Annotated in this window: 8 protein-coding genes; 3 read left to right on the top strand and 5 right to left on the bottom strand. The window is 41.9% G+C overall.

The features are described from left to right. Nucleotides 1-205: 205 nt before the first annotated feature. Both BPR_RS21180 and BPR_RS00740 read right to left on the bottom strand, forming a co-directional pair. Entirely contained in the window at nucleotides 206-847 is a 642-nt protein-coding gene (locus BPR_RS21180) for a hypothetical protein (RefSeq protein WP_052301773.1), read from the bottom strand. Between the two features lie 177 nt (nucleotides 848-1024). Then, nucleotides 1025-3502, bottom strand: coding sequence for a glycoside hydrolase family 3 C-terminal domain-containing protein (locus BPR_RS00740; protein ID WP_013279547.1), 2478 nt, complete (start codon nucleotides 3500-3502; stop codon nucleotides 1025-1027). 355 nt (nucleotides 3503-3857) lie between these two features. Here BPR_RS00740 and mgtE point away from each other — a divergent pair, with 355 nt between their 5' ends. Both mgtE and BPR_RS00730 read left to right on the top strand, forming a co-directional pair. After that, the gene (mgtE, locus tag BPR_RS00735) at nucleotides 3858-5225 is read left to right on the top strand and encodes a magnesium transporter (RefSeq protein ID WP_013279546.1); all 1368 of its coding nucleotides are present in this window, start codon (nucleotides 3858-3860) and stop codon (nucleotides 5223-5225) included. A gap of 160 nt (nucleotides 5226-5385) precedes the next feature. After that, nucleotides 5386-7395, top strand: a complete 2010-nt coding sequence (locus BPR_RS00730) for a methyl-accepting chemotaxis protein (protein ID WP_013279545.1) — start codon at nucleotides 5386-5388, stop codon at nucleotides 7393-7395. 125 nt (nucleotides 7396-7520) lie between these two features. Here the strand turns inward: BPR_RS00730 and BPR_RS00725 are convergent, their stop codons facing one another. The 3 genes from BPR_RS00725 to BPR_RS00715 all read right to left on the bottom strand — a co-directional run bounded on the left by BPR_RS00725 (nucleotide 7521) and on the right by BPR_RS00715 (nucleotide 11834). Further along, nucleotides 7521-9251, bottom strand: a complete 1731-nt coding sequence (locus BPR_RS00725; protein WP_013279544.1) for an alpha-glucosidase — start codon at nucleotides 9249-9251, stop codon at nucleotides 7521-7523. 22 nt (nucleotides 9252-9273) lie between these two features. Further along, nucleotides 9274-10884, bottom strand: coding sequence for a glycosyltransferase (locus tag BPR_RS00720; protein WP_013279543.1), 1611 nt, complete (start codon nucleotides 10882-10884; stop codon nucleotides 9274-9276). Between the two features lie 134 nt (nucleotides 10885-11018). After that, the gene (locus BPR_RS00715; RefSeq protein ID WP_013279542.1) at nucleotides 11019-11834 is read right to left on the bottom strand and encodes a hypothetical protein; all 816 of its coding nucleotides are present in this window, start codon (nucleotides 11832-11834) and stop codon (nucleotides 11019-11021) included. Nucleotides 11835-12501: 667 nt separating this feature from the next. On the opposite strand from BPR_RS00715, the gene rsmH reads away from it, so the two are divergent. Continuing rightward, a complete protein-coding gene (rsmH, locus tag BPR_RS00710) occupies nucleotides 12502-13545 on the top strand; it encodes a 16S rRNA (cytosine(1402)-N(4))-methyltransferase RsmH (protein WP_013279541.1) in 1044 nt (347 codons plus the stop codon). Nucleotides 13546-13584: the final 39 nt, after the last annotated feature.

The following is a 13584-nucleotide window of genomic DNA, read 5'->3' as shown; positions in this document are numbered from 1 at the left end:
ACTCCGCAATCCATATGTTAATGGCATCCACCGTCACTCCAATAGCATTTCTTGCTAAATCGTTCCTTGTGTATGCCGCTTATCATATGGACTGCTCATTTCTTACTATATAATTGCATAATATAAATGTGCGTGATATTGCAATCTTCTTACAATATCACGCACAACATTTTAAATCATACGCTATATAGTTTCAAGTTTATTTTCACTTAACTTTATTTCCGCCCCACTCAACTACAGTGAAACCTGTTCTGGTGGGTGTCTCAAGATACTGTGGATTGATCTTGATAAACTTATCTGTCGGATACCAGGCCATGAATACACGGATAAGTGAATCAGGCGTCGGATTAACTGTGAGCTTGGCTCCGTTGTTGTAGGTTGCCCCCTGGAAGCTGATGAGGTTATATGGATTCTTCTCCATCATAGGAAGCCAGAATTCTATAAACTCAGCCTTCTCAGAATCACTAAGTCCCAGTATTGTTAGCTTCTCATTGAGGAAATCCCTGGTATCAGATCCCTTTACACAGAATCCTGAGTAGAAGTCATAGGAGTAATTCGGATCGCCTTCCCAAAACAGATAGTCATAAGTCTGTCCTTCAAAGGTAATCTTGCCATCTTTGTTAGCTGTAACATTCCATGTCTTATCTGCATTAAACTCAGGAATCAGGTCAACCAGATTTCCGTTGTAATCAAGGCTTACTGAAATCTCGGCATTATCTTCCTGTGGATAAAGATAAATAACCGGCTTGAGGTCATCTCCTGCCTGGGCATCACCGCTACCGGCACATCCAACGAGCCCGGCCATCAAAATGGACATAAAAATACCAACAATAGCTTTTTTGTTCATAGACATACCTCCGAAGTTGTAGTTCCACAACTTTCTCCTGATACAATTGTCAGAAGATATTCCCAACAACTATATCATATTTATATTATACGACAAATTGTCAGAAAAATATTGATAGTTTATGAACAATACATTACTTTTTTATGACTTAAACGTTTATTCTAAGCGGCTTTGAGCTTAGTCGAGTTTGAGAAGCATCTTGAGAACTCGCTCTGCGCTCTTTTCCAAATCTTTTCTCTTAAGAGCCTTCTTATCAATTGCCTCCAGGAGCTGTTCTGTATAACCACAGCCCATCTTGATATCGTTGCCTGCAAGGACTTCCTTGTAATGCTCACCAAAGCCCCACCAGTCGCTGACTACAACACCTTCAAAGCCCCACTCATCGCGGAGGATTCCTGTGAGAAGGTCGTGAGATTCGGATGATCTCTGACCGTTAACTATATTGTATGAAGACATGATGCTCCAGGGCTCTGCCTCTTTAACAATGATTTCAAAGGCCTTTAAATATATTTCTCTGATCGCACGCTCAGAAGCACGTGAATCGCTGCCTTTTCTATTGGATTCCTTGTTGTTGAGGGCAAAATGTTTAGGTGTAGCAATTATGTTGTTGCTCTGAATACCACGAACCATAGCTGCTGCCTGTTTACCTGCAAGGAATGGATCTTCGGAGTAGTACTCAAAGTTTCTGCCGCAAAGAGGGCTTCTATGGATGTTAACAGCAGGAGTAAGCCATGCACCAAAGTTGCACTCTTTGGCCTCTTCTCCGCCTGCAACTCCGACTTCGTAGCAGATATCTTCATTCCATGTGCATGCAAGAAGTGTTGAACATGGGAATGCTGTTGTCACAACACCAACTTCCGGTGCAATACGGACACCTGCAGGACCATCACAGGTCTGGGCATTAGGAACTCCAACCTCAGGAAGGTTGCCGTATCCAAAGGTGTTAGCCATTCCGACATTTGGCTGTCCTCCAAGAAGGCTTGCAAGCTGCTCGTTAGATAGCTGTGCAATAAAGTCTTCAAGTGTCACCTTGCATTCTGCAACTTCAATAAATTTCTTAGGGTCACCTTCCTTAGGTGGCAAAAAGAGCTGGAATCTGTCCTGTGGGCGAACTACAGGAGTCTTTAATACGTCGTGCTCAATTGTTTCTTTCCAGTTCTTAGGTCTTGGGAAGATTGTTGCATAAGTATCTACAGGTTCTGTCTGAGGGAGTTCCTCATATGTGCCATCAGCAAGCATTCTCTTGGGAAGAGATGTTGGAACGAGCTTGTTTGAGACCTGTTCAACTATTATGTTCTTAGAAAGTTCGTAGGTGTAATCAAGAAGCCTTGTGTCTCTTACAGATGTTCCAAGGAAGAAATGATATTCACCTTTTTCAAGGAGCCATGCAGCCTTTTTAACCTTGCCAAGGTCGTCGTAAGATGCCATATCCTCCATATAAAGAGCAATTGTCACTCTCTGGCTCTCTCCCGGCTGAAGTAGCCTTGTCTTGGCATAGCCGCCAAGGACTTTGGCAGGTTTACCGAGCTTGCCCTGAGGAGCGCTGTAGTAGAGCTGAACAACCTCTTTGCCCGGGATCTTGCCAACGTTTGTAACTGTAACTGAAGCTACAATTGCATCTACAAGGTCGCTATCAGATTTACCGACCTCGTCTGCTGCAGAAACCACAAACGGTTCTGCTTTATAGTCTTCTAAGAGAAATGTTGTATAGGAAAGGCCATATCCAAAGGGGTAGTTAACTTTCTCTTTTGCCCCGGGAATGGTCTCGAAATATCTATAGCCAACGTAGATATCTTCTGTGTAATCCACGTAGTCATCATCTTCGTGGAAGCCCTCTGTTGAAGGATAGTCTTCAAGCCTTGCTGCGAATGTATCTGAGAGCTTACCTGAAGGATTAACCTTGCCAAGAAGGATCCTGGCTGCGGCAAGTCCGCCTTCAATTCCGCCCTGCCATGCCATGAGGACTGATGAAATCTGGTCATCATTTTTAAACCATGTTGTATCTACAACTCCTCCGACATTCATGACCACAATGACGCTTGAGAAGTTCTCTTTTACCATCTTGACCATCTTCTTCTCAGCATTTGTGAGGTAGAAATCACCATGATCAAATATCTTGTTGCCCTGTTCTACGAGATCCTTAGCTTCGCACTTGATTTCTCTGTCAACGCCTGCAACCTTTCTGTCCCAGCCTTCTCCGGAGAATCTGCTGATCGCGATGATTGCTGTATCTGCATAGGCTGCTGCATCTGCGAGAATATCTTCCGGAAGAGCCGGCTCTTTGATCATGCCTGGCGCAATTCCAAGTCTGTACTGGTCTGCTACATATTCCTGATAGAATCTGACAGATTTGTCGTAAATTGAAATGTCTGATGTGTACTGAGAAAGGCCTTCGTAGAGGTTTCTGATGTAAGGAACTGTTACATCTCCGCTACCACCGCCGCCTTTTACATAGTCAAATACTCCCTTTCCAAAGAGGGCTACTCTTGTGCCCTTTCTGATAGGAAGAACGTTTCTGTCATTCTTGAGAAGTACCATTCCCTCACAGGCTGCCTCGCATGAAAGTTCAATGTGCTTCTGACTCGCTGTAACCCTTTCACCATTCTCTCCAAGCGGAAGATTTGGTGTGTATTTGATTCTTGCCCATTTCTCCATTATAAATACCTCGTTATCCTACTTATCTTTACCTTGTATATAAAGTGTTTCTGCCATAAAAGCATAGCACATCTAAGATTTGAAATATATAACTCAGGAAGAAAAACATATACCATCACCAGACATTCTGTGTTAAAGTAATATTGCATATAAAAAAGTTTCCAACAATTCTGTTTGTTTCAATCTATAAAATATGCGGTATAATTCGTGTTCATTCTTCGAATGAATAAATCTCCGAAAGAAAGGATGGTGGTTTTAATGAAGTCAGATTCACATATATGCAGTAGCGATTCTGCTCCTGGTCGAAGTACCATGCCAGCTATAACCACCAACTTAATAAAAGGAGATTATTACAATGGAATTACAAGAAGAAGAGAAGACAACCGCTGAAATACTGCAGGAGCTTCTTGAGTCCAGGAAATACACTCTGCTTCGCCAGACCATCTCAGAAATGAATACAACAGATATCGCTGCTGCTATGAGTGAGATGGAGGACGAGGATTCTCTTAAGATGTTCAGAATCCTGCCCAAAGATATGGCAGCTGATGTATTTGCAGATCTGGAACTGGACGTTCAGCAGTATATTATCAAATCACTTTCAGACCGTGAAGCTTCCAACATTATCGACAATCTGATGGCCGATGACGCTACTGACCTTTTGGAGGAAATGCCTGCCAATGTAGTTAAGCGTATTCTGGCCAATGCAAGTCCTGAAACAAGGGCTGATATTAACCATTTGTTACAGTATCCTGAGGATTCTGCCGGCAGTATCATGACTGTGGAGTACGTAGATCTTCGTGAGGACATGACTGTCGCAGATGCTATTGAGCGTATACGTAAAAAAGGTGTCGATTCAGAGACGATCAACATCTGCTACGTAGTTACAAGACAGAAAGTTCTGGTAGGAACAGTTGCCCTCAGATACCTGCTGATCATGAAGCCTGAAGAGATCATCGGTGACATCATGAACACCAACGTTATCAGTATCGGCACCCTTACCGACCAGGAAGAAGCTGCCAGAATGTTCCAGAAATACGGCTTTACAGCGATGCCTGTTGTTGATGCAGAGACCCGTATGGTCGGCATCATCACCATCGATGACGTAGTGGACATCATGGAAGAAGAGGCTACCGAGGATATCGAGAAGATGGCTGCTATCGTGCCATCTGACAAGCCCTATCCCAAGGTAGGAATATTTGAAACCTACAAGAGCAGAATTCCGTGGCTCTTATTCCTCATGATCAGTGCTACATTTACAGGCGCTATCATCACAGGATTTGAAGATGCCCTTTCTGCCTATGTTATCCTGACAGCATACATTCCCATGCTGATGGATACAGGTGGTAATGCCGGAGGGCAGGCAAGCGTTTCAATTATCCGTGCTCTTTCGCTTAAAGAAATTGAGTTTTCGGACCTTCTGAAGATTATCTGGAAAGAGATACGAGTAGCTGTACTGTGCGGATTAACTTTATCTGTAGCCAATTTTGCCAAGCTCTTATTATTTGATAAGCTTGCGCTTCCTGTAGCTGCAGTTATATGCCTGACACTCTTAATAGTTGTGCTGATTGCCAAGATGGTCGGCTGTTGCCTCCCAATGCTGGCATCCAAAGTCGGCTTTGACCCTGCTGTTATGGCGAGTCCATTCATCACAACAATAGTAGATGCGTTGTCGCTCCTTGTTTATTTCAACATAGCGACAAATTTGCTGCATCTGGCAACATGATATGCAAAAGTATGTTAGTTAACGCGTCATTTAATTTTATGCAATTATCGTTTTTTCATAAATTGTTAATATTAAAATAAGAATATAGCACTGTTATTATTTGCCTCCATGTTAGATAATTAAAGCGGTAGCTTCTATTATCAATCATGGAGGTTTTATTATGGCAAAAGAATCTAAAAATCAAAAAGGAAAAAATGATATTTCTTTAAAAAACAGCATTAAAACAAGGCTGATTGCTGTTATGCTCCTGGTAGTGGCAGTTCCTCTTATAGTGTCACTCGTGATCAGTTACATCACTTCTACCAGAAAAGCTCAGACTGATGCTGAGACTGCTCTGGCTTGGCAGGCTAAATACCTTGCAGCCAGCTATGAAGATATAATCGATAAAAACCTGATGGTTCTAAGATCAGTTGCCGATAACCCTACCACTATAGTTTATATGCAGGGAACTGCCGGAATCGAAGATGATGTCATGGTAAAGATGCTGACCGCAGGCGATAACATTCTAAATGATGGTAATGTTATGGCCATTGCCGATACTACCGGAATGCAAAAAGTCCGATCCAGTGGCAAATTAGTAGATGTCAAAGATAGAGAATACTTCCAGGAAGCAATTAAAGGAAATATATTTATATCCAACGTACTTACAAATAAAACCACCGGTGCCCGCCAGATTACAATGGCAGTTCCTATTAAGGATGAGTCCGGTAATATTCTTGGTGAAGTTCAGAGAAACTACAATCTTGATGAACTTCATAATTTCCTACAAGCAGAAACCGATGACGCTTTCATTATGGATAGAGACAAGCTGATGGCTGCTCACGCCAAATTAGAGCTTGGACCTGATGATGTTTATGATCTTACAGGCGCAGCCTATGCTTCAGGAGATGACGCAGGTACAATTATTGACTCTACCTCTTTTGAAAGTAAGCTCATTATGTCGTGGTTTACAGATTCTACTACCGGATATAGGATTGTTGTTTCAGCTAATTATGATCAGGCTATGGCTGCTGCCAAGACAACTGCCATGATCACCGTAGTAGTTGGTATTATAATGCTTATTATTGCCTCCGTAATTTCACTTCTCATGGCAAACAGCTTTACAAATCCTATCAAAGCAGTTAATGAGTCACTTTCCAAGCTTGCAGATGGACGTTTTGCCAAGATTGATAAGTTTACCCAGCAAAAAGACGAATTTGGCGCAATGGTCAACAATACAAATACAGTTATAGAAAAACTTGATGATATTGTTACCAGCATAAAAGCATCCGCCAATGATGTTGAAAGTTCTTCAATGGAACTTTCCGATATGGCCGACCAGATTTCTCAGACAGCGGAAGATGTATCCAATGCCGTACAGGAAATTGCTTCCGGAGCAACCCAGCAGGCTGACGAAATTCAGAACGCATCCGAAAACGTTGGAAATATCGGCGATGCCGTTGTAGATGTGCAGACATCTACTAATGACCTTGAAGGTCTTGCGAGCAGAATGCAGGAAGCTTCAGAAGCTTCATCAGCTTCTCTTTCTAACCTTCAGGAGTCCAGCAACGAGATGACTGGTAAGATTGATGAAATCTCATCCACAATTTCTGCTACTCAGAACGCTGTTACAAATATCAATGATAAGGTTGAAGGTATTTCTTCAATTGCGACTCAGACTAACCTGTTGTCACTGAATGCAAGTATCGAGGCTGCTAGAGCCGGTGAAGCCGGAAAAGGATTTGCCGTTGTTGCTGAAGAAATTGGCAAACTTGCTGAAGATTCCAAGAAGATGGCAGACGACATCAGACAGGAAATGGATATCCTGCTCGATCAGTCCAAAGCTGCTGTTTCTGCTGCTGAGTCCATCAAAGACAGTAATATCACTCAGCAGAGCGCTCTTGGCGAAACACTCACAAGTGTTAACAGTATGCTGGAAGATATCGCATCTACTGTTGGAGGCGTACAGAGAATATCAAGAGGAGCCGAAACATGTGAAAGCTCCAAGAATGCCGTTGTTGATACAATGAGTGCCCTCTCCGCTATCTCCGAAGAAAACGCTGCGTCCAGTGAAGAGACCGGAGCTTCTATGGAAGAACTCTCTGCAACAGTTACAACTCTTGCCGGTTCTGCTAACAACCTGAAAGAAATCGCTGCGAAGCTCAATGAAGATATGAGTTTCTTCAAATAATATTAAGCCCTTGTTCATTCAGTATAGATATTGAATGTTCACACACATAGAAAAGAGGCCGCGTACCAATCATTTGCGGATGGTGCGTAGCCTCTTTTCACATTAATATTTATTAAGCTATGTTTTTACTGCGTATATCTATATACTCGTGTTTCAAAAGGTCGAAAATATCCTTTTCGAAGCTCTATTTCGCTCAGTTCCTGCTCTATATGGTCAAATACTCCGTTATATGAGACCGGCTCTTTTGGATAATTGCACAGCACAAGCTCGCCATGTCTTCCCGCAAACTTAGATGGCTTATTGGCCTTAACAGGAAGTCTTGAAAATGAGCAAATGATCAGGTAGCTCTCTCCATTAAGACTTCGCTCATACATGTATATGTTTTTATCCTTGGGAAAATGCTCTGTGTAATCTCCATATATTAGTGTTTTAGAACTTTTCCTAAGAGCAAGGCATTTCCTGTAGAAATTAAGAATACTGTCTGGGTCGCGCTCTTCTCTTTTAACATTAACCCTCTTATAGTTGGGATTAACATAGAACCAAGGCCTTACCTCTGAAAATCCTGCATTCTCTGTGTCATCCCACTGGACAGGGGTTCTTGCTGAATCACGGCTTGATAAGTGAATTCTGTGAAGGCGCCTCTCCGGGTCCTCCTTGAGATGATAGGTCTGGTAGTTGGTTATGCTGGAAACGTCCACGTATTGGTCGATTGACATGAGCCTTATATTGGTCATGCCAATTTCCTGCCCCTGATATATAAAAGGCGTACCCTGCTGGAAAATATAGCTTGCGGCCAGCATGGTTCCGCTTTCCCGCCAGAAGTGCTCACTTCCATACCTGCTGATAATACGGGGATGGTCGTGATTCTCAAGATAAAGAGCATTCCATCCCTTGCCTGCCAATGCGTACTGCCACTTTGTAAAAGCTTTCTTGAGTTTTATCAGAGAAAATGGCCTGTGGATGTACTCTGTGTACAGGCAATCCGCCATCATGTGGTCAAAAGAGAACATCATATCAAGGGACTTGGTTGGCCCGGTCAGGTATTTCATAGCCGATTTAACAGTAGTCATCGGTCCTTCGCCCAGCTGAAAGCAGTCATATTCATCGCACACCTTCCTAAACTCGGCAAGGTACTCGTGAATATGCGGTCCGTCCTTGTAATAGGGCATTCCATTAACAGCTGGTAAAAAAGGTATTCCATTGGGAAGGCCTTCTTTTTTGGAAATGAAGTTAATTACATCCTCTCTAAATCCGTCAACTCCCATATCCAGCCAAAAGCGCATGATGTCCTTAACTTCCTGTCTGACCTTTGGATTGTCCATGTTAAGGTCAGGTTGTTTTTTGGCAAAAATATGAAGGTAGTACTGCCCTCGCTCCTTGCAATACTCCCAGGCTTTGCCCTCAAATAAGCTGTCCCAGTTATTTGGCTTATCACGCCAGATATAATAGTCGCTATAAGGATTATCCCTGCCCTTTTTGCTCTCGATAAACCATGGATGCTCATCTGAAGTGTGGTTAACTACCAGGTCCATGATGACTTTAAGTCCAAGTTCATGAGCTTTGTTCAGCATTTTTTTGAACTGGTCAAGGTCTCCGAAATCCGGATGTATGTCTTTGTAATCAGAAATATCATAGCCATAATCAGCATTAGGAGACGGATAGATTGGCGAGAACCAGATTCCATCTACGCCAAGAGATTTGACATACTCAAGCTTATCATAAACTCCATAGAGATCTCCTATTCCGTCACCGTCGCCATCAGCAAAGCTTCTGACCCATATCTGGTAGAAGCTCATCTCCTTGTACCAGTCTTTTTTCATTTCTTGATTCCTGTTCTGTTCACAGTCATTATCCATGTCTTAACCCCTGCTCTGATCATCACTTGTTATCATCATATTTTTCATCATCGAAATTGTCCGCAAACTTATCTTTTATCTTATCGATTCCTTCTGACACTCCGCCTCTGATATTATCAACGCTTTCCCTGACATCGGATCTGATATCCTCATAGCTGTCTTTGATATTGTCCTTTAATTCCAGGTAATTAGCCTTAATATTATCTCTGAAATCCTGATAGTTTTCGATCATTCCGTCCAGGAATTCCTGGTAATTTCCCCTTACTTCATCCCTGAACTCCTTGTATCCTTCGCGCATTCCAAGGTTGATTTCTTTGGGGATATCCACAAACACTCTCTGTGTTCCATCGAGGATTGTTGCGGCTGAGTTCATGAGATATTCAAAACTTTGATGTTTCCTGATTCCGAATTCTCCGCTCTTTGCCATCTCATTTATTACTTTGTATCTGTCATAGGCAAGCCTTACTGCCTTATCCCAGGAAATGTAGATTTCATCCATGGCGTTTTGGCCAATCTGATGAAGGTGATCCAGATCTCCCGATACTGCTTCAAGGAGCTGTGCCATAGACTCTGCATTTTCTTCGATCAAAAGTCCGTTTCTATCATGAGTTATTCCCTCGGCTGCGCAGGAGTCTTTGATGAGAACACTGGCAAGTCCGCAGGCTGCAGCCTCTCTGACCACAATGCCGTTTGTATCATAGGTAGATGGGAAAAGAAATAAGTCTGCCCTTGTGTTCCAGGCTCTAAGCTTCTCCCTGTCGTGGATAGGGCCTGTGAAAATCACCTTCCCTTTCCCGGAACCCGGAGTATTTGTGCCTGTCGATGCACCTTCTTTAAATACATCAAGAGATATTCCGTAGGATTTGACTTTTTCCTGCATCTCTTCCTGATCTGCACCTCCGCCAACAAAGACCATCCTGAAGTCGATATCTTTTTTGGCAAGTTCATTCATCGCATCCACAATAATTGGAAGTCCCTTATACTTCATAAGTCGTCCCACAAAAAGAAATAACGGAACGCCTTCAGGTATGTCATAGGTCTTATTCAGCTCTTTTACCATGTCATCTGAAGCCCGGCCCCTCGGGAAATCCACGCCGTTAGGCATAACTATATATTCGCCCTGATACCCCAGCGAGCGTAGGTTTTCTCCCGCGCCCTCTGAGACAACCCAGACATCATCACAGGCTTCGATGTTATTTACCATGGCTTTAATAGCCTCTTTTTTGAGGATTCCCTCGCCGACAGCCCTGGCGATATCCACATCGAACTTGGTGTGATAGGTGAAAATGATAGGCGCGCCTGTCTCTCTTCTGAGTATCCTTGCCATTACCGTGGATGCTGCGGGGCAATGGGTGTGTATAATGTCTGGCTTTGAGTCCGCCATCTGATCGATTTCTCTGATAGAAAGCGGATACCCTGTGCGATAGCCTTTGACAAAATCAGTTGTGTCAAAGCTTGGATACGCCACAACTTTATAAGGATAACCATCGTAGCTGACATTCGGGTATCTTGGAGTTCCAACAACGACATTGGCCTCAAGCTCAGTGGTCATAATGTCCGCATAGTTCATTACTACATTCGCAACGCCATCTATGATTGGCGGAAAGGAATCATTAAGTAAGCAAATATTCATAGAATCCCCCTTTGACTAAATATACGCATTTTCTGTTTATAGTATATGCAAAAAGCTTATTGTATATTTCAATAATCCATGCAACATTGAACAATTAGCCACTCTACGAGCAATAATATACACATATTAGTTTATCACATTAGGTACATTTCAATCTTTTCATTTACCAGTTTTAAATCGAGTGGCTGCTTTTCTGTTTCCATTGAAATAATTAAGTTCTTTCCCTGTATGAGACCGCTCTTTTCATAAGCATATATCTTTGGGAAATTCCTAATTGCATACTCTTCAGCATCCACACGTCCGAAATGCTCCCAATAATATGACTTCCTTGTACGTTTATTTAAAACTAGGAAATCAGGACATGCCTTATGGCCATTAGACAGCTCCACCTCAGGTTCATAAATATATGGAATATCCTTTTTTAGAAACAAATCCGCCAATATCTTTTCTGATTTGGATCTTACATATTCACCATTATCAGTTACAAACTGTCCATCAATTGGGAATGTATTCTTCTCTCCAGGATGCGTCTGTCTCCATTTTTCAATGTAGTCATCATCTGTACAGATTATTGGTGTCACGAGCTCTTTTCTAGCATCGCAGAGCTTATCATATACGTCTTCTATTGCTGTTGGGTTATAGAACTTGAGAAACCTTTCTATTTGGTACTTCTGTGTCAAGATTTCTTTTCGCACACACTCGTAGTAAGATTTCTGGAATGCTTTCCTAACAATCTCTTTGTCCTTATGCTTGATGTATACGCGTTTTCCATTATCATCCGTTTTATAATATTGGTAACCACTTTTCTGCTTGCATATCCTAATTGTAATTCCCTGCATATTTCTCAAATAAAAAAGCTGCTTGTCGAGCTTTTTTAATACTTCTTCAAGTTCCTTTACTTGATTTTTCAGTTGTTCAGTCTGATTTACTATTTTTATACCTCCTATCAATGTGTAGACCTGTTTTTCGACCTGTTTCTAATAGCATAATGCTATCGTTAAGATCATTTGCACGCACCACCGCTTCTAATCAACTATTGCGTGTATGGAAAGTCTTGATATATCTAATCCGAACACGCATTTATTAATTTCTCTCCAATTTGCGTTACCTATTAATCATGGCATATAAAATCTCAGCACGCTTAAATCCTCTTTCCCCTACCCTGCGTGATTTATTTTATTTATTTCTCATCTTGGCAACACGCAAAACAAACACATACAATTCATATGCGTTATGTTTTTTGCACTAACATTTTGTGGACTACACGCAATCACATCATCATATATTTAATGCGTTATAATCCAAGGCCTATATCCTTTATTGCATAACGCATAAATGAAACAATTTCCAACAAGCGTGTTAATACTATTTCATCATGCACTTAACAATAGTTGAATTATCATGGCAAGATTACTTCTTGTGCCACTAAGCGAAATGCTTATTCAAGATAATCAAAGACAGCTAAGAATATAACTCGAAGTAACTTCAAAGTCAATACACTAGCTAAAGAGCTCAAACTATCAGACTTTTTCCAATATGAGAATCAATGTATAATAGATTGAAAGACTAACTAAGTAATTAAGAAAAAGCATAGAATTCAGTTAAAAAAGGAAAACCATGGAAGAAAAACAGCACAAACGAAGAGTTCATTATTCTGGGAAATATCCCAAGAAATTTGAAGAAAAATATAAAGAGCAGAATCCGGAGAAATATGCAGATACTGTAGCCCACGTAATATCCAAGGGCTCAACGCCAGCAGGCATGCATATCTCTATTATGGTAAAAGAAATCCTGGAGGTTCTTAAGATTCAGCCAGGTGAGCAGGGGCTTGATTGTACCCTGGGCTATGGCGGACATACCAGAAAAATGCTGGAGCAGCTTACGGGAAAAGGATGCATCTATGGTCTGGACGTTGACCCAATTGAATCCGCCAAGACAGTTGAAAGACTCAGAAACGCAGGCTTTGATGAGAATGCATTCAAGTTCAGGCTAATCAATTTCGCCAATATTGACAAGGTGGCTGAGGAAGCAGGTAAGTTTGACTTTGTACTCGCAGACCTTGGGGTATCTTCAATGCAGATTGATGATCCCAAAAGAGGTTTCTCCTATAAAATAGATGGTCCTCTTGATCTAAGGCTTGATCCGGAACACGGAGAATCAGCAGCAGAGAGATTACACAATATCACAAGAGATGAGTTTGTTGGAATGCTGGTAGAAAACTCTGATGAACCTTATGCAGAAGAGATTGCAGATAAGGTATTTAACCTCATGAAAAAAGGCGATCCCATGGACACTACAACAGCTCTTAGAAGTGCGATAGAGAATGCTCTGTGGAAGCTTCCCAAAGAGGAAAAAGATCAGGCGATCAAAAAGAGCTGTGCAAGAGTTTTCCAGGCTCTGAGAATTGATGTAAACAGTGAGTTTGAGGTTCTGTACTCATTTCTTGAAAAGCTCCCCGGGATACTAAATCCCGGAGCCAGAGTAGCAATTCTTACTTTCCATTCAGGAGAGGACAGATTAGTCAAAAAGGCATTTAAAGAATGTAAGAAAGCCGGATTATTCAGTGAAATATCGGAGGATGTAATAAGACCGTCTGCAGAGGAATGCAGAGTCAATCCAAGAAGTAAATCCACCAAGATGAGGTGGGCAATTAAGGCGTAAGCATAAAAATAATGTGTATTGTGCAAATACTAGCGTTGG

Source organism: Butyrivibrio proteoclasticus B316, from assembly GCF_000145035.1.
Classification (GTDB): Bacteria; Bacillota; Clostridia; order Lachnospirales; family Lachnospiraceae; genus Butyrivibrio; species Butyrivibrio proteoclasticus.
The sequence above is the reverse complement of the archived record's forward strand: the minus strand, read 5'-3'. Positions and strand labels throughout refer to the sequence as shown.

Excerpts from the sequence above, each read along its gene's own strand:
- BPR_RS21180 (WP_052301773.1), bottom strand. The coding sequence starts at position 847 with ATGAACAAAAAAGCTATTGTTGGTATTTTTATGTCCATTTTGATGGCC.
- BPR_RS00740 (WP_013279547.1), bottom strand. The coding sequence starts at position 3,502 with ATGGAGAAATGGGCAAGAATCAAATACACACCAAATCTTCCGCTTGGA.
- mgtE (WP_013279546.1), top strand. The coding sequence starts at position 3,858 with ATGGAATTACAAGAAGAAGAGAAGACAACCGCTGAAATACTGCAGGAG.
- BPR_RS00730 (WP_013279545.1), top strand. The coding sequence starts at position 5,386 with ATGGCAAAAGAATCTAAAAATCAAAAAGGAAAAAATGATATTTCTTTA.
- BPR_RS00725 (WP_013279544.1), bottom strand. The coding sequence starts at position 9,251 with ATGGATAATGACTGTGAACAGAACAGGAATCAAGAAATGAAAAAAGAC.
- BPR_RS00720 (WP_013279543.1), bottom strand. The coding sequence starts at position 10,884 with ATGAATATTTGCTTACTTAATGATTCCTTTCCGCCAATCATAGATGGC.
- rsmH (WP_013279541.1), top strand. The coding sequence starts at position 12,502 with ATGGAAGAAAAACAGCACAAACGAAGAGTTCATTATTCTGGGAAATAT.